The organism is Mycobacteroides sp. CBMA 271 (genome assembly GCF_009729205.1).
Classification (GTDB): Bacteria; Actinomycetota; Actinomycetes; order Mycobacteriales; family Mycobacteriaceae; genus Mycobacterium.
Genome location: NZ_VTHB01000005.1, coordinates 331,360 through 350,622 on the forward strand (window position 1 = coordinate 331,360; position 19,263 = coordinate 350,622).

Here is a 19,263-nt window from a genome sequence, read left to right on the forward strand (position 1 = left end):
GGCGCGGACTACTCCGAAAAGGGAGCGGCCTTGACGAGCATCGGAAATGCCGCATAGCGGGTCAGCCATGCCGCGCGCCCGTTCGGAACCGCGGCACCCTCCGCCGCCCAGGCCTTGAGCATGTGCTGCTTGAATTCCAATCGGGGGTGCCGCCGCAGTAGCTCGTCCACCCAGGCGGCGTCGAGGTCGGAGAGCCGGAGCCCAAACACATCGGTTCCCGCGCCGGCCGATACGAAACCTCCCGGGTCCGAAAGGTTTTCGCTGGCACCGAGGGTGATGTGCGCCGCGACGGCCGCGCCGACGGCCTCTGCACGTTCTTCCGAGGCCCCTTGGTCCCTGACGAACCGCGCGGCACGCTCACCGCCTACGACGGCGAAGCACCGCCCCGGCGTCGGGTGCTCAAGCTGCAGATCGTGCAGCAGGCTCGCGACGTACACCAACTCGTCGTCGACCTGCACACCGTCCATCGCGGCGAGCGCCTTTCCGAAAAAGTATGTGCGATAGCAGTGTTCGAGCACGTGCGGGGTCACCGCGTCACGCGCCTCCTGCTCAGCGGCAAGGGCGAGCGCCGAATCGGGCACCGCGATCGTTCCGAAGGTCACCCGCCCCTGACCGCGGCGACCGATCCGGGTCTTGACCGCGTCGGTAACCATCCCGGGTAGCGCACGAAATAGCCGTCCCAATAGCGCCCGCCGCTGGGATGCCGAGACCTCTCCGCCGGTCCGAGTCGCCCACTGCCAGTCCAGTTCTGTCGTCGCCACCCCATCAGTACATGCGGGTACGTGAACATCGGCCAGTGGCATGAATGCCATAGATACTCGGATTCATGCCATAGTGGGGCATGGGTACCAAGACGGTTGCCGCACTGGCGCTCGACGGCGTCATCACCTATGACCTGGCATGTGCCGTGCAGATGTTCCGGCGAGGGCCGGGGCGTGCCGGACAGCCCGATGGTTTTGACCTGCTGACGTGCGGGCACCGACCCGGAACCGTCTGGACCCCAGACGGTTTCACTCTCCAGGTGGAGCACGGCATTGATGCGCTCCAGACCGCCGATATCGTCGTCGTTCCGGCGCGGGCCCCGCACGACTATCCGCCGCCGGACGACGTGCTGGAGGCTCTCGTGAGCGCACACCAGCGCGGAGCAGTGGTGTTCAGCATCTGCCTGGGTGCGTTCGTTCTCGCCGCAGCGGGCCTGCTGGATGGGCGTCGGGCCACGACACATTGGGAGTACTGCGACGACATGCGCAGGCTCTATCCGCGGGTCGACTTGCAACCCGATGCGCTGTATGTGGATGACGGTGACATCCTCACGTCCGCGGGCCTGTCCGCGGGTATGGACCTGTGCCTACATGTGGTGCGACGCGAGCTGGGCGCGACCGCGGCGTCAAATTTGGCTCGCTGGAATGTCATGGCACCGCACCGCGATGGCGGCCAGGCTCAGTTCATCCCGCCCAGCGCGACTTCTCACGATGCCAGCGGTCTGGGCCCGACGCTGAGCTGGGCCACCGAACGTCTCGCCGAGATCGACGATGTGTCGACGTTGGCGCGGCACGCGCATCTGAGCCTGCGCACCTTCAACCGGCGTTTTGGCGACGAGGTGGGCACCACGCCTAAACGGTGGTTGGACGTGCAGCGCGCTACTCGCGCCCGCGAACTGTTGGAGAACACCGATATGACCATGGAATCCATTGCCGCGCAGTGTGGATTCGGCAGCGTTACCGCCATGCGAACGCATCTGCGGAAGGTGACGGCAACAACGCCGAGCGCCTACCGCCGGGCATTCCGGCGGTAGGCGGTTCACGGTCAGCGCGCGACGTGTGGCATCAGCGCGTCGGGCGGAATGACGCCGAAGCGGCCCGCCTGGTAGTCCTGCAGGGCCTGGATCAGCTCGGCCTTGGTGTTCATCACGAAGGGCCCGTAGGCCATTACGCGTTCACGGATCGGCCGGCCGCCAAGTAGCAGCACCTCCAGCGCCGGGCGATTTCCGTCCTGGCCGGCGTCGGCCTGCACCGTGATTCGGTCGCCGGGGCCCAGTACCGCAAGCTGCCCCTGCTCGATCGGATGCCCCAGCGCACCGACCGTGCCACGTCCGGACAGCACGTAGACGAGTGCATTGAAATCCCGGTTCCACGGCGCGTTCAACTGCGCTCCCGGTTCGATAGTGGCGTGCGCCAAGGTGATCGGCGTATGGGTGCTGCCCGGACCGTGGTGCGCGCCGATGTCACCGGCGATGATCCGTACCAGTGCGCCGCCGTCGGGGGAACTGACCAGCGTGGTCTCCGGCCCCTCGATGGCCTGGTAGGCAGGGGTGAGGAACTTGTCGCGGGCCGGCAGGTTAACCCACAGCTGAATGCCGTGGAAGATTCCGCCGCTCTCGACCAATTCCGCTGGGGGAGTTTCGATATGCAAAATTCCGGACCCTGCCGTCATCCATTGGGTGGCACCGTCGTGGATAAGCCCGCCGCCGCCATGGGAGTCTTGGTGCGCGAACCTCCCGTCGATCATGTAGGTGACGGTCTCGAAGCCGCGGTGGGGGTGCCAATCGGTCCCGCGTGGTTCACCCGGTTCGTACTCGACCTCACCCATTTGGTCCATGTGGATGAATGGGTCCAACTCGGCCGACGACACGCCTCCGAAGGCGCGCACGACGGGGAATCCTTCGCCCTCGTATCCGCGGGGGCCGGTGGTGATCGACCGCACCGGACGCTCGGCGTCGGCGGGCTCGGGCGCCGGTATGCGCGGCAGCGTCAAGATGTCCAGACCTAGAGCGGCCGGAGTAATGGCTGGCATGTGAGAACCTCCTGATGGTTGTTCCGATACCAGCATAACCGGACCGTAGTCCGCTTTATTCCATACGATGCGTAGCGAGGGCGGTTGCCGCCGCCGCCGATACCGTGGCGCCGGCGGCCCGTAGCGGCTCGATGCTGCGCAGCGCCCTGCTCAGCACAAACGCACCCTCCAGCGCGGCAATGAAACCCAGGATGAGACTCCGGCAGGTCTCGCGCGGCAGACCCGATCCGGCAATGCGCTTGGCGCCCTGGTCGATCCAGTCCGCGAAGACCTCGGCGGTGGCCACCCGCAGTGTCTCGTCGGTGCTCGCCACCTCCAGGGCGATCGTCGCGATCGGGCAGGCGTCGGCGTAATCGGTAGCGACCAGGTTGTCGGCCGCGGCGTCGAAGGCGGTCCGAATGATGACCGGCAGATCGGCGGCACCGGCATCCTCGAAGATCGTCAGCACCAGGTCCCGGTACATCGCGCCGGCGGTTCGGATGGCCTCGTCGGCCAGCTGCACCTTGCCGCCGGGGAAGAAGTGGTAGATCGACCCGAACGGCGCCCCCGCGCTCTGCGCGATCTGCTTGAGCCCGGTACCGGTCATTCCTTGTCGGCGAAACAGCTCACAGGTGGCGGCGACTATGCGGTCGCGGGTATCGGCGGGCATGGCCTGTCCTTTCCAGAAGCCTTGTCTCCGGCTGCCACGCATTGTACGGTCCCACTAGAACGATCTATCAAGTGTGCAGATCCACGGAAGGGCTGCGGAGATGGACAAAGTGCTCAAGTACCTGGCGGTGCTGACCGGCGCGATCTGCCTGGCCATCGGGCTTTATCACCTCATCGGCGGGCCCGTAACGGTGATCGGCGGGGGAGAGGTCACCGCAAGCACGGACAGCCAGGAACGGTTCTTCTCCGGACTGTTCGCGGTCTACGGTCTGGCCTGGATCTGGGTGGCACGCCAGACGCCCATCTCCGCGCTAGCCATCCGATTCCTGGCAGCCGGCCTGCTGGTGGGCGGGCTCGGCCGAGTGGCCTCCCTGATCGACCTGGGGAAACCACACCCGTTCTGGCTCGTCATGCTCGCCGTCGAAATCGTTATTCCCACACTATTTTTCGTCATCGCCGGCGCCGACGAGAAGGTGAAATCGGCTCGATCCGGGGCTGCACCGCGATAGCAAAACCAATACGCGAGTTCAGATTTCGCGAACCGCTAGAGTGCGTACTAGCGACAGCACCGGAGCTGTCTTAGGGCTCTCTAGGAGGATTGCATGCGGTTCACCTTCGCCGAGGCGATGACCGATCCGTCGTACTACATCCCGCTGGCTCAGGCGGCCGAGGCGGCCGGGTACCACGGCATGACCATCGCCGATAGCCTGGCCTATCCCTACGAGTCGGATGCAAAGTATCCATACACGCCCGACGGGAACCGCGAATTCCTCGAAGATAAACCGTTTATCGAGGCGCTGACGCTCACCGCGGCGCTCGGTGCGGTGACCTCGACGCTGCGCTTCAACATCTTCGTGTTGAAGCTGCCGATCCGTCCGCCGGCCCTGGTCGCCAAGCAGGCCGCGTCTATCGCGGCGTTGACCGGCAACCGCCTCGGACTGGGCGTGGGCACGAGCCCCTGGCCCGAGGACTACGAACTCATGAATGTGCCGTTCGCCAAGCGCGGTAAGCGCATGGATGAGTGCATCGCGATCATCCAAGGGCTCACCACGGGCGACTACTTCGAGTTCCACGGCGAGTTCTACGACATCCCCAAGACCAAGATGTGCCCGGCCCCCACCGAGCCGATCCCGATCCTCATCGGCGGACATGCCGATGCCGCGCTACGTCGCGCCGCGCGGTGCGACGGCTGGATGCACGGCGGTGGCACCGAGGACCTGGACGAGCTGCTGGCCAAGCTCAACCGGTTCCGCGAGGAAGAGGGGACGGCGGACAAGCCGTTCGAGGTTCATGTCATCTCGATCGACGGGTTCACCGTTGACGGCGTGAAGCGCTTGGAGGACAAGGGCATAACGGACGTCATCGTCGGCTTCCGTATTCCCTACATCGTCGGTCCGGACACCGAGCCGCTGGACACCAAGATCAAGAACCTGGAGAGCTTCGCCGAACGCGTCATCGCCAAGGTCAACCCCTAAGTTTCGCTCCGTGAGCAACCGTTGACAGATATTCAACGCAAGCGTTAAATATCAACCATGAGCACACGTCCAAGTTTCGCCTCGGCGGTCGTTTACCAGGATCCGTCGGCGGCTCTCGATTGGCTGGAAAAGGCCTTCGGTTTCGAACGGTCCATGGTCATCACCGGCACCGATGGCAAGATCGAACACTCCGAAATGCGTTTCGGGGATAGCTATCTCATGGTGGGGTCGGAGTGGGATGCCAGCGTAGGCAGCCCAAAATCGGTGGGCGGTAGGTGTACGCAGACCGTCCACGTCCATCTGAACGCCGCGGACAGCGATATCGACTTGCATTGCGAACAAGCCGAAGCGGCAGGCGCCACGATCCTGATGCGGCCCGCCGACCAGTTCTACGGCGATCGTGTCTACCGGGCCCGGGACCCCGAAGGACATGTCTGGACCTTTGGCCAGACGGTGAAGACCGTCTCGCGAGAGGAAGCCGAGAAGGCCAGCGGCCTGAGCATCGAGGGCTGGGTTTGACCCAGCCCTCGAGCATAGATCGCACGCTGTCCGCACTGGCAGATCCCAACCGGCGCAGAATCGTCGAGCTGCTGCGGGACCGCCCGTGCCGTGCTGGGGAGATCGCGCAGGTCGTCGGGCTGAGCCCCGCGGCCCTCAGCAGGCATCTGCGCACCCTCAAGTCCACCGAGCTGGTCGAGGAATCTCACCCAGAGTTCGATGCCCGGGTGCGGATCTACACGCTACGGCCGGCTCCCATGGCAGAACTCAAGGCATGGCTCGATGAGATCGAGAAGCTCTGGGCCATACAGCTGTTGGCGTTCAAGGAACACGTCGAGCAACAGGTCCGATGAGCCGCTTGCGCGAAGAGCAACAGGTCCGATGAGCCGCTTGCGCGAAGAGAGAAGGAACCGTTCGTGACTTCGCGGATCCTGGTGTCGCTGCGGGTGCGTGCCACCCCGCAGCGGGCGTTCGACGTATTCGTCAGCGATATCGGGATGTGGTGGCGGCCCAACACCCTCTTCCGATTCACCCGGCACCGACGCGGGACGCTCACCATCGAACCCAAGCTTGGCGGTCGCTTCGTCGAGTCGTATCCGGACGGCTCGGATTTCGAAATCGGCAGGGTCACAACGTGGGAGCCCGGCAACCGCCTCGGTCTCACCTGGCGTCAGGAGAGCTTCACCGACGACCAGATGACCGCCGTTGAGGTCCGGTTCGAACCGGTGAGCCACGACAACGCCGAGACGCGGGTGACGGTCGAACATCTCGGCTGGGAGACGGTCCCACAGGATCACGTTGCGCGCCACACCTTTCCCGACGGGCTGTTCCTGCGGCGGCATGGCGAGTGGTGGCAGGACCTGCTCGATGCGCTGCGCAATCATCTGGCGTGAGGAACGACGCGCATCACCCAGACCGGCGCTCTCCCAGGTTCCTGTGGCAGGGTGTGGGCCGAATTCCCGATCCATTCCCGCCATCCCACCCGTAAGGAGGGCCCATTGTCCGCGTTGACTTACACCCAGGCCATCGTCATCGGAGCACTTCAGGGCATCACCGAGTTGTTTCCCGTGTCGAGCCTCGGCCACTCGGTGCTGGTGCCGGCATGGATCGGTGGCTCGTGGCAAAACTTGGTGACGCAAGGAGATTCGGACACAGGCACCCCATATCTGGCGTTCGTCGTCGGACTGCACGTGGCAACCGCGCTGGCACTTCTGGTGTTCTATTGGCGTGATTGGGTGAACATCATCGGGGGCCTGGTGACATCGCTGCGCACCCGGAAGATCGAGACCTCAACCCAGCGACTCGGCTGGTTAATCGTGACCGCGACCATTCCGGTGGGGTTACTCGGGCTCCTACTCGAGCACTCGCTGCGTGCATTGTTCGCAAAACCCGGCGCTGCCGGAGCCTTTCTCTTCATCAACGGACTAATACTCGCCGGAGCAGAGGTGCTACGCAGGCGGCAGATAGCGCAGACCGCCAGCGCGCACAGCGCCGAAAGCCCGAAGCAGATCTCTGATCTGAGTTACGTGGATGCGGGCAGCATTGGCCTTGCACAGAGCCTGGCGCTGCTCGCCGGCATCAGTCGCTCGGGTGTTGCGATGGTCGGCGGACTGTTTCGCGGGCTCGACCACGAAGACGCCGCCAAGTTCGCGTTCCTGCTCGCCACTCCGGTGATCCTGGCTGCCGGTGTGCTCAAACTTCCCACCTTGGCCGGGCCGCAGGGTGAAGGCATTCTCGGCCAGGTGTTAGTTGGTTCATTGGTGGCGGCGGTGGCGGCGTACCTGACCGTCCGCTTCCTCACCAAGTACTTCCACACGCGCACACTGACCCCGTTCGCCGTGTATTGCCTGCTAGCGGGCGCGGTATCGATGGTGCATTTCCTCTAAAGACGGATCATTCTGTAGCGCCGAGTCAGCCGACGGATCCTGGCGTGCGTATCTGCGCCGCCAACCACGGCAGCGCATCCGAGAAGGTTCGGCTGGCGAATTGCCAGGTGTGACCGCTAATCATCTGATGAATCGAGCAGGAGATCTGGACCTGTTGGGCCGCGGCGCACAGGTCCGCGGCGGCGCCTTCCCGATCGTCATCGGTCACCTCATCGTGCCCGCCCATCCCGGTGGGGGTGTTGGCGGTAGGCCGTTTCGCGCCACCGGGCTTCGTGCTTCCGGCGGGCGGTATCGCGTCCTCGAACCATCCCGCCACTCCGGCATACGGGCCGTGCTTGGCCATGACGGTGCGGGGGTCGAAGGCATCCCACCGGGAGGCGTCGCCGCCATAGAGCCGCTCGATCGTCTGCTGCTTGGTTCCGGCGGTGGGACCGTGGTCGCCGGCGATGTCAACGAAGGTGGAGAACAGGTCGGGGTGCATGACGGTCAGGTCGATGGCGCACGTCCCGCCCATCGACCAGCCGACAACGCCCCAGTTGGCAGGGTCGGCCGAGGCTCCGAATTGTGAAACCACATAGGGGCGAACGTCTTCGGTGAGGTGATCGGCAGCGTTGCCGCGCGGCCCGTTGACGCATTCGGTGTCGTTGTTGAAGCTGCCCGCAACGTCGACGAACACGAAAATCGGCGCCTGACCCTCATGCGTCTTGGCGTAGTCATCGATCATCTGGGTGGCATTACCTGTGCGAACCCAGTCGGCCGGGGTGTTGAACTCACCGGCGATCATCATGACCACGGGTAACCGCGGCGGAGTGTCCCCGGTGAACCACGCCGGTGGCAGATAGACGTACTCGCCGCGGTGTGTGAAGCCACTCGCATCGCTGGGAGTCTCCACCTGGACGAGCCTGCCGGCCGCCGGATGCGAGTTGCGCAGTCCCGCAAGCTCGCTCATATCGGTCTCATTGGGGAGGGGGCCTGCGGTCACCGCGCCCCACGCTGCTTGCACGGTGGGGTAGTAACCCACCCAGCGGTTCAGCGACACCAGAGCCGCCAGCAGGGTGAGTGCGATGGCGAGTACAGATACGCCACGCCGCCACCACCGTGCGCCGCGAAAGCCAATGACGGCAACGGCCACAGCAGCCACGAAAACGCCGATCCACACCCATAGAGCGAACGGCGCCGGATCCGACGCCAGCCCCTCGGAGCTCATGTACATCCACGCCGCGAGAGCGCCGAGTGCGCCGACGACGACACTGACGGGCACCCCCAGCAGACGCCACCGTCGTGTCCGCCATCCGATGACCGCCAGCAGGACAACGATCGCGAGCGCCTGGACGGTGACGGGGAACCAGCCGCCGAGTGCCGAGACACCGTGACTGTATTGATGAAAGTCGTTGGCAGGCAATTGTGGGATCGGTGTCGGCGCCGGGACGGGTGTTGGCGTGGTTGGTGGCACGGTGACATTGTGATGAGGATTCCTGGGAGGAAGCTGGACATGACCCAGAACTATCTGTCCGACGAGACGATCGCGGCCCTGTCCGCATCCGAACGCAAGGACCTGATCCAACGGCTGGAACGCCCGCTCAGCGAGGTCGCACCGCCGAATCTGGCCAGGTTTCGCGTGCTGCGGCTGAGCTTGATGATCGGGGGATCGGTCGCGCTGATCCCGTGGATCACCTATCTGGCGTTCATGCTGCCGGAAAACTATGTGGCGCAGCGGTGGACGGCGACATGGGTCGGGTTCGACATCCTGCTGGTGACCTTCATGGCGGCCACCGCGGTACTGGGTCTGCTGCGCCGCCAGCTGCTGGTGCTGACAGCGTTCACCACCGGTGTGCTGCTCATCTGCGATGCCTGGTTCGACGTGATGACCGCAGGGCCAGCAGAGCTGCGGTGGGCGATTCTGGCCGCCGTGCTGGCCGAGTTGCCGCTGGCTGCGGTGATGATCCGTGGAGCGCTATTGATTACTCGGTTGACGATGACCCGGCTGTGGGTCATCGGTCCGGGCACGTCGCTCTGGCGGGTGCCGCTGCTGCCTTAGCCGGTCACCAGCAGTGGGCGAATCCGTCGCAGTACAGCGGGAAGCGTTCGACGGGTGTGCCGGGCGGTGCCACAAACTGCAGGCTGAAGGGCGTCCTGGTCAGTCCGGGCTGGCCGCCGCACACGGCGCTGTGGATGGTGGTGTGCACCCCGGTCATCGTCTCGTCGTTGAGGACGAACTTCTCCTGCGTGGGCGCGAAGGAGCCGTCCGGGCAGGTCATGCCCTGCGGCTGGGCCTGGATGAATGTCCATTGTCCGTCGGAGATCTTGGCCCTGGTGGAGTAGTTCTGGATCTTGTCGCTGTGTTTGAGCATGTCCGGGGTCGAGCTGGTGACGTTGAGCGTGCATCCCTCGGTTTGGATGGTGGGATCGGTGTAGTCGGACTGGATGCGAGTGCCCGATGCTTGGACGCACACCGAGGACAGCTTCCAGGCGACCTCGCCGCCGCCCTGCTCGATCAGCCGGTATGTCCCGTCTGCCGGCGGCGCGACGGCCGAGGCCGGGCTCGCGAATCCGATTCCGGCGACGACTCCGACGGCGAGGACGATCAACAGACGACGTGTGCGCACCCGGTCAGTATTGCAATGCGGCACGGGCGGTCATCACGGAACCTCAAGCTTTGAACGTCGCGTCTAAAACGCTGTGTCTAATGCGGAGATGACGAGATCGGCGACCGCCACCATCCCATCTGCGTTGGGGTGCAGCGGCGCCGCTCGCCACGGCCAGGGAAGTCCGGGGCGGGTGGTCCACGGCCGCGCCGACCAGGCGTGATGGCCGGAGCTTGCGGCCGATGCCGCGACCATCTCGCAGCCAGTGTCTCGCGCCGCCGCCGCGGTGGCGGCGGCAAGTTCGGTCGCAAGGTGCCGCCCCGTATCGGCTTCGGCGCGTGTGTACGGCGGCGCGGATTCGCCGGGTGGGGGCAGCAGCGATAGGTAGTCGACGAAAAACACCCGGGCGTGTGGTGCGCGGTGTCGTACCTGTTGACCGACGGTACGCAGGGACACGCCGATCTGGGCCAGAGCGGCATCCCGCGCGCCGGGGTCCAGGATGTCGCGCAGCGCTCCGCCGACGACCGGCAGGTGAGTCAGGATGCGCGGCAGGCAGGCCGCCATCAGAAACGGCACGTAGCCGACGTCATTGCCGCCGATGGTTATGGTCACCAATTCCTCGGAGCCGTCGAGGGCGTCGATCTGGGGAGGCGCGGTGTGTTGGGGATCACTCAGGATGTGCGCGGTGGTTGCGCCCGAGTAGGTGACGTCGACAAGGCCGTGGCCTGTGCGCTCGGCGACCAGGTGAGGATAGTTGCGCGCCGAACGCCCGGCCAGCCGCGGTGAGCCAGCCGCACGCGGTGCAATACCCGGCCCGGCCGCCATCGAACTTCCCAGTGCCACATAGCGCCCCGTCATGCCCGCAAGCCTATCGCCGAGCCAGGTGCACGAAACGGCGCAGTGATGCGCCCATCCCACGTGGCCTCGGATCGTCCAATCGCAGGACGGGCCAGCCGTGTTCGGCTGCCATGACGGCAAGCCTGCCACGGGGGTTGACGGGGCAGGGTGCGCCGACCAGGGTCATGAGGTCGACGTCCTCTTCACCGTCGGCATAGAAGTAACTGCGTTGCAGGTCAACATCATTGGATTCGCAGAAACGCTTGACCGCGGTCGCCTTGTTGCGCCCCCACACGATGGGCTTGCGTATTCCGCCGGTGAGCAATCCATCGGCGTCGACGTCGAAATGGTTGCACAGCACATGGGCTATCCCGAGGTCGCGCGCCACCGGCTCGGCGTGAATGGTTAGCGCCGAGGAACTGAGCACCACGGTGTGCCCCTGCCTCCGGTGTGCCTGCACGAGTTCGCGCATCTTAGGGTAGATCATTGAGGCGTTGTGCTGGTGGAAGATTCGCTCACCGACGTCCTCTAGGTCGGTGAGCGGGTCGCCGCGTAGGTATCCGGCCGCGCGCACCACCAGGCGCTCGAACTCCATGCGGCCCAACTTGTACCGAAAGGTGGCCTCCAGCACGCCGAGAATCTCTCCAACGCTTGCCTGTCGGCGGAGCATGCGATCACGGGCGTGCGCCGTCGGGGTGAATCCGGCCACCAGGGTGCCGTCGAGGTCGAAGAAGGCTCCAACCTGCGGCCCGGCGGGGCTGATCGCGATGTCTGCGGCCGGATCAGGTGCCGGGCTCACCGTCATGTGGGTCAATCTACCGGGGTACGGCACGCCCGCCCGCTCAAAGCGACAGGATGGGGGATTGTTGACAGGAGGCCGATGATGACACCACCGCCGATTAGCCGGCGTACCGTGCTGTCCGCCGCGGTGGCCTTGACTCTGGGCGGGGCGACGATCGCAGGGTGTTCTCGACGTAAATCCCCGGACACGCCCGTTGCCCCGCGATGGGAAGACCTGCGTAGCAAGATATCCGGATCCCTAGTGGTGCGCGGGGAAGCCGGGGCGCCAGAGGCAAGTTGGGCATTCAATCCACTGTTCGACGTGAATCGCCCCGGCGCGGTGGCCTTCTGCACCTCCGAACAGGACGTGGCGCGATGTGTCGAGTTCGCGTCGAACGCCTCGATTCCTCTTGCGGCACGTGCTGGCGGACATAGCTATGCCGGGTACTGCATCCCCGATGACGGTCTGGTCGTCGACCTGGGGCGCATGTCCGCGGTCTCGGTGACCGGGCCGCTGGCAGTGGTGGGGGCCGGCGCGCGACTCATCGACGTGTACGCGGGTATCGCCGACGCCGGCCGGATGCTCGGAGGCGGATCCTGTCCCACCGTGGGGATCGCGGGGTTGACCCTTGGGGGCGGAATAGGGGTGCTCACCCGAAAGTTCGGGCTCACCTGCGACCAGCTCGTCTCGGCGCGCGCGGTAACCGCTGACGGCAAAATCCGCGTCCTGTCGGCGGATTCCGAACCGGACCTGTTCTGGGCAATCCGCGGAGTCGGTGGCGGGAACTTCTGCATGGCAACGGAGTTCACCTTCGCCACCGCGCCCTCCACCAATCTGACGGTGTTTACCCTGGATTACGCGCCGGGGGATACGGCCGCGATCATGCACGGGTGGTTGACATTCATGGCCGATGCACCCGATGAGTTGTGGACGACCCTGCACTCCATCGGCGGGGCCACACCGCAGTGCAGGATCGTCGGGTGTATCGCCGAAACCACGCATCCACGCGCACTCATCGACGATCTCAGCAGCGCCGTCGGTATCAGGCCCGTGGAACGCTTCGATGCCGAGAAGACCTTCCTTGACGCCATGATGTTCATGGGCGGTTGCTCCACACTCACCGTGGCTCAATGCCATCCATCGTGGACAGGCGCCGCGCCCGGGCAACTGCAGCGGGAAGCCTTCGTGGCGTCCTCACGAATGGTCCCCAACTCCGGCGTGGACACCACACGGATCGAGGCACTCCTCACCGGCCCACCCGGCCTCACGCTCATCTTCGACAGCCTGGGTGGGGCGGTGCGCCGAATTCCCGCTGACGCCACCGCCTTCCCGCACCGACAGGCCGCCGCGTCCATCCAGATCTACCACGGCGTCGGGACGGATTCCACGACCGCGTCCCACCGCGTGGACGAGGCGCGCGACCGGCTCGGCGAGATCTGCGGCAGCGCCGCCTATGTGAACTACATCGACCCGCGCATGCCCGACTGGGGTTCGGCCTACTACCAAGGCAATCTGCCGCGGCTGCGGCAGATTGCCTCGACGTACGATCCGAACGGGGTCTTCGGCTTTCCGCAGGCCGTCCGGCCCTAGCTGTCAGTACACCTAGTCGCGCCGCACGCTCTGCTGCGCCTGCGCGATGAGGTCGCGCCAGCGGCCGTCGGGCAGTTCGTACACCGCGGTATCCCCGCCATAGGCACTGGAGATGACGACGTCGGGGCCCAGACTGCCGAGCAGCTCCAGGCTCGCGGAGAGTTCGTCCGCATCGCCTCGCCCAGGTACCAGGAAGGTCGACCACGACCCGCCCTCGGTCGGGAACATGGTGTCTCCGGTGAAGAGGTATTTGTCGCCGCCGGCGCCGGTCACCAGATAGCTTGTGCTGCCTCTCGAATGTCCGGGTGTGGGTATCACTTCCACGCCGTTGGTATCGACGTGGCGCTCGTCGGTGGCGACGTCGAGCTCGGCATGCTCACCGATCTCGGTCTGTTCCTTGGCCGATGCGTGCAATGCCGACCCGAAACGCTGCTTCACGACCGCCAGCATCGGGCCTGCCTCGTCCTGGTGCGACAGGTACTGGTGGGCAACCCCACCCAGCTCTGCGATGGCCCCGAAATCGGCATCGGTGGCCGGACTGTAGAAGAGCACATTCCCCTCGGGGCGGGTCCACAGGTAGGCGTGCGTGGTCAGACCGGGGAAGGGAGTGTAGGTCCTGGTCTCCCACAGATCGGGCCGGATTTGGTGCAGATTCGGTGTCTTCGTGGCCATGAGCCCAGTGTTCAACCTCAAGTTAACTTGAGGTCAAGCCTAGGCGCCCAGTTTTTTGAGCTACGACTGCTCGGCCAGCGCAGCGAGTCTGTCTACCGAGTCCTGCAGCCTTTCCGAAGTGGTGCTACGGGCGCGGGGCAGCCGTTTCTCATCCGTGAGGTTCGTCCAGTCGTAGGTGTGAGTGACCCGAGTACGGGCGTCGCCAAGCGGTTGCAGCTCCCAGCGCCACAAATGCCCGGGCGGTCGCCCGCCTATCTCCGAGGGAAGCCAGGCGATCAGGCGCCCCTCGCCGAACTCGACGATCCGATTTTCCCGATCGGCACCCGTGGTCAACCTCATGACAAACACGCCGCCGACGCCGTGCACGCGCTGACCGATGGCGGCATCGCCGAGGTTCTCGTTGCCATCCCATTCACGCTGACGCGCAGGATCGGCGATGAGCTCGAAGATCACTGCTGCCGGTGCGTCCACATCGCGGCTCGCCGACACCACCTTGATGTCCTCAGTCATGGCCCAATCCAACCAGAGGTCAAGGTCTCGCGGTACACAATTCACGGGCCAGTTTGCGTGCCAACGTTATCGGCGCTACGGATCGCTCAATCTTCGACGCCGTGAGAGCTCCGTCGTAGAGCAGCTGCACCTGCCTGCTGATGGTGTCTGGACGCGCTCGCCCGGATCCGCGCAGCAGTGCCACCACGGTGGTGCGTACCCACTCACGATGTGCACGTACTGGTTCGAGTTCCATACCGGGGAATTCGGTGGCGGCATTGGCGTATAGACAACCCCGAAAGTCCCTCGCTTCCGCCGCCGTGGCCGCCAGATCGAAGAAGGTCAGGATCTTCGCGGTGGGATCACGCCGCGCCGCCGCGGCGTCATTCCACCGGTTCCGATCGCGCTGATCCGATTCTTCGAGATAGGCGATGACGAGTGCATCCTTTGACCCGTAGGTGCTGTACAAACTCGCCTTGGCAACGCCCGCCTCACGCAGGATCTGATCGATCCCAACCGCGCGAATACCCTGCATTGCAAAGAGATCCGAGGCCGCACGCAACAGCCGATCGGCGGGACCGAGCACACGGGCAGTCGAAACGGCCTCGGCGGCCGGCGGTGCTGACATGGGGCTCATGCGAGCAGGGTAACTCAACCAAGCCCCATAGACAGACCGGTCTGTCCATGCGACGGTCTTGGTGTCGCCCACCGAAGAAGGAAGAGTTCCGTGACGCTGCACCTCTACGAGATCGCCCTCGACCCCGCCGACAACATCGATGCCACCCAACTCCTCAAGGAGGTCGATGGGCGACTGCACCGCGACGGCGGCGAACTGATCGAAGCGCAGGTGACACGCGAGGCGCGCCGCCTATTCGTCATCGCCGAATTCCACCGCGACGCTCCGCTACTGGACGCGGACTCACTTAGGGCCGATTCGGTCTCTGGGCCACACCCGGTTCGTCTGGTGGGTGCCGACCTCGACCAACTGAAGTCCGCGCGTCCGGTCGCCGGGTACCTGGTGGAATGGGATCTGCCCGCCGACCTGGATATGGAGACGTACCTTGCCCGCAAGAAGGCCAAAGCACCCAGGTACGCCGATGTGCCCGAGGTCAGCTTCTTGCGAACGTATGTCCGCGAAGATATGGACAAATGCCTGTGCTTCTACGACGCCCCCGATGAGACTGCTGTGCTCCGCGCACGCCAGGCCGTCGACACCCCCGTCGACAGACTGCATGGGCTGGGAGACATCTCGCTATGACGGCCGCTCTGGCCAAGGACTCGGGCGCGGTGCTCGAGCGTGTCGGCGAGCTGGTCTCCGCCCGCGCCTCAGCTCTCGACTCGGGCCAGACCGACGTGCGCGCCGACATAGCGGCCCTGGGCGAGGAGGGCCTCTTCGACGCGGGTCTCGCCGGTACAGACCTCACACCGATGGTGCAGGTGATCGAACGGGTGGCGGGTAGCAGCCTGGCCGTGGGCTTCTCGGCCTGGGCGCATCGCATGACCATGGAATACCTGAATCTTGCTCCGGAATCCTTGCGCGCCGCGTACTTGCCAGCTCTGGGAAGTGGGCGCCGCCCCGGAGTCACCGCGATGGCGGCCGGCCTCAAACAGGTTGCGGGGCTGGGGGAGGTACCGCTGCGTGCCGAGACCTGCCGCGATGGGCTGCGCATCACCGGCCCAATCCGTTGGGCCTCCAACGTGTTCCCCGATGCCGTGATGGTGCTCCCGGTGCGCATGGCCGATACCAGCACCCATGTGGTGGTCGTCGACGTGGCCACACCGGGGGTGCACATCGATAAGCCGCCGAATCTGATGGCTTTGACGGCGACGGCCTCGACGTCCCTGCACCTCGACGGTGTGCACGTCCCCGCCGAGGACGTCATCAGCACCGACCTGCAGGGTTTCGTCGCCCGGATCCGGCCGGCATTTCTCTTGCTGCAGACCGCCTTCTGCTCCGGGGTTAGCGACGCCGCTCTACACGGCGCACACACCGCACGCGGGGTATGCGCCGGGGAGTTCGCCATGGAGCTCAAAGAGCTCACGCAGCGGAATCGCGCGCAACGAGAACGTCTCTACTCCTATGCGTCCACTCCGTCGAAATCCAGTACCGCCGATCTTCTTCGGCTTCGGCTCGACGCGGCTGCGCTGGCCGGTGAGGCATCGCGGCTGGAGGTCACATTGGCGGGGGGTGCCGGATACGCGCTGGGGACCGCGGCGAACCGGCGCTTCCGCGAGGCCGCCTTCCTGCCCATTCAGTCACCCTCGGAAGGACAACTGCGGTGGGAACTGACGCAGTACGAATAACGAATGCCACCTTGCATTTCGGGTCGACGGTGGCGTTCCGCGACGTCGACATCCATGCCACGTTTGGCGAGTTCCTGGCGATCCTGGGACCCAGCGGGAGCGGTAAGTCCACCCTGTTGCGTGTGCTCGCGGGTTTGGAGGAACTGACTTCGGGAACGGCCGTCTGGACGTCGGATGGGGTACGCCCGCGCACCGGCGTTGTGTTCCAGGATGCCCTGTTGATGCCGTGGCTGACCGTTGCCGAGAACATCGCGTTCGCGAAGCGCTTCACACTGCACCGCAACGGATTCGACCACGGTTACGTGAAAGATCTGGTCAGGCACTTCGGGCTTCAACACCTGTCGGACCGGTATCCGGACCAACTCTCCGGTGGCCAGGCCCAGCGGGTCGCCATTCTGCGCGCCGCCGCGACCCGCCCGAAACTCCTGCTACTCGACGAGCCGTTCAGCGCTCTCGACCCCGCGACCCGAGCCGATCTGCAATCGTGGCTGGCGAATCTAGCCGCCGAGTTGGCCGTCGCGGTGGTCCTGGTAACCCATGACGTCGACGAGGCACTGCGACTGGCACACCGGGTGGTTCTACTCGGCGATGACGGACGAATACGCCAGGAGTGGTCACTCGGCGACGACTCCGCGAGCCATCACGAACGGATACGCCGAGAGATACTTGTCCAGTATCAGCCGGCAGCAGGTGCCGAGTGAATGCGACCGCCTCGCGCCGCTCCGTGCTGGCGGGTGCCGCCGGAATAACGACCGCAGCAGGTCTTTTCGGCGCTGCGGGACTGGTCCGCGCCGCGACCACCGATGCCACCAATACCACTGGTCAACTGCGGATCGGATATCTGCCGATTACCGACGCGGCTCCGCTCTTGGTGGCACATTCCTCGGGATTGTTTCCCGCCGGCACGGTCAGTGCGGCCAAACCGGTGCTGTTCCGCAGCTGGGCCGCCCTCGCGGAGGCATTCATGGCGCGCCAGATCGACATCGCACATCTGTTGATGCCCATGGCGATCCAGCTCCGTCAGGTGCTCGGGCACGGCGTGCGGGTCCTCGGCTGGAATCACACCAACGGATCTGCGCTCACCGTCGCACCGGATATCGAGCATCTGGACGATCTCGCGGGATCACAGGTGGCCATTCCGTTCTGGTGGTCGATTCACAACATCGTGCTGCAACAGCTGTTGCGCACCCACGGATTGCGCCCAGTGATCAGGAGCAATGCGTCGCGGGCCCGGCGCACCGTCGAGCTCGTCGTGATGAGCCCCTCCGATATGGTGCCGGCGCTGGCCAATCGATCCATCGGGGGATACGTCGTTGCCGACCCATTCAATGCCATCGCGCAGATCAAGAAGATTGGGCGGATTCACACATTTCTCGGCGATGTCTGGCGCGATCATGCGTGCTGTGTACTCGTCACGCGCGACGACGTGATCGCCAGTCGTTCCTCCGCCGTTCAGGGTGTCACTGATGCAGTGGTCGCGGCACAGCTGCGTATCGATGCCGACCGGCAGTACGCGGCGAGTGCACTCGGCGGCGGTAAGTACCTGCCGCAGCCCGTACCTGCCATACAGACGGCGCTGACGTATCCGAATCCGCCGTATCCGCTGAAACATCCGGATTGGCGTCCGCATCGTCTGGGCTACCAGCCATTTCCGTATCGGAGCTTTACGCAGCGACTCGTCGAATCGATGCACGACACCGTCGTCGATGGTGACCGCGGATTCCTCGACCGCCTGGATCCGGCGCGGGTACACGACGAGCTGGTCGACGACACCTTTGTTCGCAAGGCGATAGCCGCCCACGGTGGACCGAACGTGTTCGGCATCGCTTCCGATTTCACCCGAATCGAACAGGTACAGGCATTATGAGCATCATCGAACGCCCTCCCGCGACGGCCCCGGTGCGCGCACATGACAGCCGGAAACTGCTGCTGCTGAACAAGATTTGGCCGCCCTCACTTGCCATTGGGGCCAGCATCGGACTCTGGTGGCTCGCTAGCTCGGTGCTCAGTGAGCCGCATTCGCTCCTGCGCCAGACGGCTCCAGACAAGGCCTTGCTCGCGGTCGCCGCGCTGCTGCAGCGCGGTGTGCTGCTGCCGGATATCGGAATCAGCCTGTGGCGACTACTTATCGGGCTATCCCTGGCGGCCCTGATAGGAATCCCGGCGGGATTGTTGCTCGGCGTAAGCACCACCGCTGAACGGGCCGCGCGCCCCGTCATCCAGTTCTTGCGGATGGTATCTCCCCTGTCGTGGACTCCGATCGCGGTGGCGGTCTTCGGAATCGGGAGCCAGCCCGTTATCTTCCTCATCGCCGCGGCGGCAGTGTGGCCCATCTTGCTCAACACCACCGCCGGTGTCCACGGCATCGAGCGCGGCTACCTGGATGTGGCGCGCTCGTTTCATGCCACCCGCATCGAGGTCCTTACCTCGGTGGTGCTTCCGGCGGTGCGCGGGCATATTCACACCGGAGTGCGCATCGCGCTGGGCATCGCCTGGGTGGTCCTCGTCCCTGCCGAGATGCTAGGTGTGCGATCGGGTTTGGGATACCAGATCCTGAACGCACGCGACCAACTCGCCTACGATCAGGTGGTTGCGGTCATCCTTGTCATCGGGCTGCTCGGGTACGGGCTCGACATCATCGCGCGCCGCCTACTGGAGATACGGAGCCGCACTATCGGGACGGAGTAGGCTCGCACGCACTACAT

At 65.0% G+C, this 19,263-nt stretch carries 24 protein-coding genes; 14 read left to right on the forward strand and 10 right to left on the reverse strand.

Going from position 1 to position 19,263, the window contains the following annotated elements:
• Positions 1 to 8: 8 nt before the first annotated feature.
• Positions 9 to 812 carry an HD domain-containing protein gene (locus FZI91_RS15340; protein WP_155939825.1) on the reverse strand — a complete coding sequence of 268 codons (804 nt, stop codon included), beginning with the start codon at positions 810 to 812 and terminating at the stop codon, positions 9 to 11.
• A gap of 29 nt (positions 813 to 841) precedes the next feature.
• Between FZI91_RS15340 and FZI91_RS15345 the strand changes: the two genes are divergently transcribed.
• A complete protein-coding gene (locus FZI91_RS15345; protein WP_155939826.1) occupies positions 842 to 1,795 on the forward strand; it encodes a GlxA family transcriptional regulator in 954 nt (317 codons plus the stop codon).
• 11 nt (positions 1,796 to 1,806) lie between these two features.
• Here the strand turns inward: FZI91_RS15345 and FZI91_RS15350 are convergent, their stop codons facing one another.
• Positions 1,807 to 2,793: a pirin family protein gene (locus FZI91_RS15350; protein ID WP_155939827.1), complete on the reverse strand. Its 987-nt coding sequence runs from the start codon at positions 2,791 to 2,793 to the stop codon at positions 1,807 to 1,809.
• A gap of 55 nt (positions 2,794 to 2,848) precedes the next feature.
• Positions 2,849 to 3,442 (reverse strand): TetR/AcrR family transcriptional regulator, encoded by a 594-nt coding sequence (locus tag FZI91_RS15355; protein ID WP_155939828.1) that lies wholly within the window; start codon positions 3,440 to 3,442, stop codon positions 2,849 to 2,851.
• A 100-nt stretch (positions 3,443 to 3,542) separates the two neighbouring features.
• Here FZI91_RS15355 and FZI91_RS15360 point away from each other — a divergent pair, with 100 nt between their 5' ends.
• From FZI91_RS15360 to FZI91_RS15385, 6 genes are all read left to right on the forward strand, one after another.
• Entirely contained in the window at positions 3,543 to 3,950 is a 408-nt protein-coding gene (locus FZI91_RS15360; RefSeq protein ID WP_155939829.1) for a DUF4345 domain-containing protein, read from the forward strand.
• Between the two features lie 93 nt (positions 3,951 to 4,043).
• Positions 4,044 to 4,916 carry an LLM class flavin-dependent oxidoreductase gene (locus FZI91_RS15365; protein ID WP_155939830.1) on the forward strand — a complete coding sequence of 291 codons (873 nt, stop codon included), beginning with the start codon at positions 4,044 to 4,046 and terminating at the stop codon, positions 4,914 to 4,916.
• A gap of 57 nt (positions 4,917 to 4,973) precedes the next feature.
• Positions 4,974 to 5,435 carry a VOC family protein gene (locus FZI91_RS15370; RefSeq protein WP_155939831.1) on the forward strand — a complete coding sequence of 154 codons (462 nt, stop codon included), beginning with the start codon at positions 4,974 to 4,976 and terminating at the stop codon, positions 5,433 to 5,435.
• Positions 5,432 to 5,767 (forward strand): helix-turn-helix transcriptional regulator, encoded by a 336-nt coding sequence (locus tag FZI91_RS15375; protein WP_155939833.1) that lies wholly within the window; start codon positions 5,432 to 5,434, stop codon positions 5,765 to 5,767. Before FZI91_RS15370 ends, FZI91_RS15375 begins: the two co-directional genes overlap by 4 nt.
• A 63-nt stretch (positions 5,768 to 5,830) precedes the next feature.
• A complete protein-coding gene (locus FZI91_RS15380; RefSeq protein WP_162526048.1) occupies positions 5,831 to 6,307 on the forward strand; it encodes an SRPBCC domain-containing protein in 477 nt (158 codons plus the stop codon).
• Between the two features lie 105 nt (positions 6,308 to 6,412).
• Positions 6,413 to 7,300 carry an undecaprenyl-diphosphate phosphatase gene (locus FZI91_RS15385; RefSeq protein ID WP_155939835.1) on the forward strand — a complete coding sequence of 296 codons (888 nt, stop codon included), beginning with the start codon at positions 6,413 to 6,415 and terminating at the stop codon, positions 7,298 to 7,300.
• Between the two features lie 25 nt (positions 7,301 to 7,325).
• Here FZI91_RS15385 and FZI91_RS15390 read toward each other — a convergent pair whose 3' ends face one another.
• Positions 7,326 to 8,753 carry an alpha/beta hydrolase family protein gene (locus FZI91_RS15390; RefSeq protein ID WP_162526047.1) on the reverse strand — a complete coding sequence of 476 codons (1,428 nt, stop codon included), beginning with the start codon at positions 8,751 to 8,753 and terminating at the stop codon, positions 7,326 to 7,328.
• 39 nt (positions 8,754 to 8,792) lie between these two features.
• On the opposite strand from FZI91_RS15390, the gene FZI91_RS15395 reads away from it, so the two are divergent.
• Positions 8,793 to 9,338: a hypothetical protein gene (locus tag FZI91_RS15395; RefSeq protein ID WP_155939837.1), complete on the forward strand. Its 546-nt coding sequence runs from the start codon at positions 8,793 to 8,795 to the stop codon at positions 9,336 to 9,338.
• Positions 9,339 to 9,342: 4 nt separating this feature from the next.
• Here the strand turns inward: FZI91_RS15395 and FZI91_RS15400 are convergent, their stop codons facing one another.
• The 3 genes from FZI91_RS15400 to FZI91_RS15410 all read right to left on the reverse strand — a co-directional run bounded on the left by FZI91_RS15400 (position 9,343) and on the right by FZI91_RS15410 (position 11,527).
• Entirely contained in the window at positions 9,343 to 9,906 is a 564-nt protein-coding gene (locus FZI91_RS15400) for a hypothetical protein (protein ID WP_162526046.1), read from the reverse strand.
• A 63-nt stretch (positions 9,907 to 9,969) separates the two neighbouring features.
• Complete coding sequence (locus FZI91_RS15405) at positions 9,970 to 10,743, reverse strand: SGNH/GDSL hydrolase family protein (protein ID WP_155939838.1); 774 nt, start codon at positions 10,741 to 10,743, stop codon at positions 9,970 to 9,972.
• A 10-nt stretch (positions 10,744 to 10,753) separates the two neighbouring features.
• A complete protein-coding gene (locus FZI91_RS15410; RefSeq protein ID WP_155939840.1) occupies positions 10,754 to 11,527 on the reverse strand; it encodes an HAD family phosphatase in 774 nt (257 codons plus the stop codon).
• Between the two features lie 75 nt (positions 11,528 to 11,602).
• Here FZI91_RS15410 and FZI91_RS15415 point away from each other — a divergent pair, with 75 nt between their 5' ends.
• Positions 11,603 to 13,093 (forward strand): FAD-binding oxidoreductase, encoded by a 1,491-nt coding sequence (locus FZI91_RS15415; protein WP_155939842.1) that lies wholly within the window; start codon positions 11,603 to 11,605, stop codon positions 13,091 to 13,093.
• A 12-nt stretch (positions 13,094 to 13,105) separates the two neighbouring features.
• On the opposite strand, the gene FZI91_RS15420 is transcribed toward FZI91_RS15415, so the two are convergent.
• From FZI91_RS15420 to FZI91_RS15430, 3 genes are read right to left on the reverse strand one after another with little or no spacing between them, the layout of a single operon-like run.
• On the reverse strand, positions 13,106 to 13,765 hold the full coding sequence (locus tag FZI91_RS15420; RefSeq protein ID WP_155939844.1) for an MBL fold metallo-hydrolase: 660 nt from the start codon (positions 13,763 to 13,765) through the stop codon (positions 13,106 to 13,108).
• Positions 13,766 to 13,825: 60 nt separating this feature from the next.
• Positions 13,826 to 14,275 carry an SRPBCC family protein gene (locus FZI91_RS15425; RefSeq protein ID WP_155939846.1) on the reverse strand — a complete coding sequence of 150 codons (450 nt, stop codon included), beginning with the start codon at positions 14,273 to 14,275 and terminating at the stop codon, positions 13,826 to 13,828.
• 19 nt (positions 14,276 to 14,294) lie between these two features.
• Complete coding sequence (locus FZI91_RS15430; protein ID WP_155939848.1) at positions 14,295 to 14,891, reverse strand: TetR/AcrR family transcriptional regulator; 597 nt, start codon at positions 14,889 to 14,891, stop codon at positions 14,295 to 14,297.
• A 90-nt stretch (positions 14,892 to 14,981) separates the two neighbouring features.
• Between FZI91_RS15430 and FZI91_RS15435 the strand changes: the two genes are divergently transcribed.
• From FZI91_RS15435 to FZI91_RS15455, 5 genes are read left to right on the forward strand one after another with little or no spacing between them, the layout of a single operon-like run.
• Positions 14,982 to 15,512: a DUF4242 domain-containing protein gene (locus tag FZI91_RS15435; RefSeq protein ID WP_162526045.1), complete on the forward strand. Its 531-nt coding sequence runs from the start codon at positions 14,982 to 14,984 to the stop codon at positions 15,510 to 15,512.
• The gene (locus FZI91_RS15440; RefSeq protein ID WP_155939850.1) at positions 15,509 to 16,558 is read left to right on the forward strand and encodes an acyl-CoA dehydrogenase family protein; all 1,050 of its coding nucleotides are present in this window, start codon (positions 15,509 to 15,511) and stop codon (positions 16,556 to 16,558) included. The genes FZI91_RS15435 and FZI91_RS15440 overlap by 4 nt, the downstream gene beginning before the upstream one ends.
• Positions 16,534 to 17,259: an ABC transporter ATP-binding protein gene (locus tag FZI91_RS15445; protein ID WP_162526044.1), complete on the forward strand. Its 726-nt coding sequence runs from the start codon at positions 16,534 to 16,536 to the stop codon at positions 17,257 to 17,259. Before FZI91_RS15440 ends, FZI91_RS15445 begins: the two co-directional genes overlap by 25 nt.
• Positions 17,256 to 18,425 carry an ABC transporter substrate-binding protein gene (locus FZI91_RS15450; protein ID WP_162526043.1) on the forward strand — a complete coding sequence of 390 codons (1,170 nt, stop codon included), beginning with the start codon at positions 17,256 to 17,258 and terminating at the stop codon, positions 18,423 to 18,425. Before FZI91_RS15445 ends, FZI91_RS15450 begins: the two co-directional genes overlap by 4 nt.
• Positions 18,422 to 19,246: an ABC transporter permease gene (locus tag FZI91_RS15455; protein WP_155939851.1), complete on the forward strand. Its 825-nt coding sequence runs from the start codon at positions 18,422 to 18,424 to the stop codon at positions 19,244 to 19,246. Before FZI91_RS15450 ends, FZI91_RS15455 begins: the two co-directional genes overlap by 4 nt.
• The last annotated feature ends 17 nt before the right edge of the window (positions 19,247 to 19,263 follow it).